We start from the raw sequence: 207 nt of genomic DNA on the forward strand, positions 1-207 counted from the left end.
CCGTATAGTGACTATATCGAATGGTTGGAACACCAAGATGCACAGGAAGCATCTCGTTATTGGAGTGACTATTTGGCAGGTTTTGAGCAGCAAACCTTGTTGCCTGGTGAGAATGCGCAAGTTTCTGTAGCAGAACGGGATGACGACACAAACAGAAGCGGTCAAAGTTCAAATTCCGGCTATGTTTTGGAAAAGCTGCCATTGATG

Annotated in this window: 1 protein-coding gene; it reads left to right on the forward strand. The window is 45.4% G+C overall.

Annotated elements, in window-relative coordinates; genetic code table 11:
* The coding region (locus tag HFE01_RS26915; protein WP_167438897.1) for a condensation domain-containing protein at positions 1–207 on the forward strand (207 nt) is incomplete at both ends.

This window comes from Paenibacillus sp. EKM10P (assembly GCF_011800655.1).
In the GTDB taxonomy this organism is placed as follows: Bacteria; Bacillota; Bacilli; order Paenibacillales; family Paenibacillaceae; genus Paenibacillus; species Paenibacillus polymyxa.